At 48.7% G+C, this 1,185-nt stretch carries 2 protein-coding genes and 1 pseudogene; 2 read left to right on the forward strand and 1 reads right to left on the reverse strand.

The window, feature by feature from the left end:
• Together GTGU_RS27125 and GTGU_RS23290 are read left to right on the forward strand one after the other, a co-directional pair.
• Entirely contained in the window at positions 1 to 258 is a 258-nt protein-coding gene (locus tag GTGU_RS27125) for a gp53-like domain-containing protein (protein ID WP_425427537.1), read from the forward strand.
• 1 nt (position 259) lies between these two features.
• Positions 260 to 685, forward strand: a complete 426-nt coding sequence (locus GTGU_RS23290) for a tail fiber assembly protein (protein ID WP_038163495.1) — start codon at positions 260 to 262, stop codon at positions 683 to 685.
• A 138-nt stretch (positions 686 to 823) separates the two neighbouring features.
• Here the strand turns inward: GTGU_RS23290 and GTGU_RS26220 are convergent.
• A pseudogene (locus GTGU_RS26220) lies at positions 824 to 1,185 on the reverse strand (phage tail protein); the annotation flags it as partial.

Below are 1,185 nucleotides of genomic sequence, written 5' to 3' on the forward strand. Positions count from 1 at the left end.
ATCTGGGTTAAATTTCCAAATGGGTTTCTGATACAACGTGGTTCTCTTGCGAATACAAATCCATCATCTGGTATAGATATCACGTTTCCAACACCTTTTATTAACTCGCCAAGTATCAGTTTAAATGCAACAGCATCAGTCTCGATTAATACGAATTTCACAGGGGTAAGTAACATTAAGATATCGTCAGTGTCGACGTTCAACTCCTCAGGTGTTTCTCAGGCAAACGGTATTTCCTGGATAGCGATAGGGTTTTAATATGAGCGATTTTAACTATTCTTTTTCCCCCTCAAACTGTGCGTTTTATGCGAACTCACTGAAAGAAACCTATTACGCGCCTGCCAATGACTGGCCCAGCGATGCTTTTGAGGTTTCAGACGATGTCACTAATGAATTTACAGCGCAGCCACCCAATGGAAAGAAACTGGGAGTAGTTGACGGGCTACCAGCATGGATTGATATTCCACCACCAACGCGCGAAGAAGCTATAGTGGTGGCGGTTCAGAAAAAAACTGAGTTACTGAAGGCAGCACAGGCCACGATCATAAACTGGCAGAGCAAACTCCTTTTGGGTGTCATCAGCGATGATGAGAAGACCAGCCTGATAGCCTGGCTGGCCTATATTGATGAACTGACCGCTGTCGATACTACAGATCCTAATTGGCCTGTTCCTCCGGCTCTGTAAAATCGTTTCCGTCATACAAATAGCCCGGCTGCACATAGTCCGGGCATTCAACCCAAACCAGAGAAGGATGGAACCGTCCAGTCGGATCGATATCAGTTAATTCAACTACAGTATTGTTTTCTATTCTCGCCCACATATTTACCACCTGATAATGATTATGCCGTTGCCACCACGACCACCTTTCCCGGCTACAGCTGGCACACCGAGTGCGGCTCCGCCGCCTCCACCTCCGGGGCCATAGGCATCAATCCCGTCATGGGTAGATGAGTCAATAACCCCTTGTCCTCCTGGGCCACCGCCAGTACCACCAACGAAACTGGTAGAGAAAGAAGAGCCAGGGTCACCAGCGCCCAGCGATGAATTAAAGTCACCACCAATGCCAGTACCACCGCCGCCACCTGATGGCGTTGCACCACCTGCGCCACCTGTTGCAGACAGATAAGAACCAAACGATGTTGATCCGCCAACGCCGCCACCGATATTGTTTGTTCCCGCTGCCG

Source organism: Trabulsiella guamensis ATCC 49490 (assembly GCF_000734965.1).
Classification (GTDB): Bacteria; Pseudomonadota; Gammaproteobacteria; order Enterobacterales; family Enterobacteriaceae; genus Trabulsiella; species Trabulsiella guamensis.

Excerpts from the sequence above, each read along its gene's own strand:
- GTGU_RS23290 (WP_038163495.1), top strand. The coding sequence starts at position 260 with ATGAGCGATTTTAACTATTCTTTTTCCCCCTCAAACTGTGCGTTTTAT.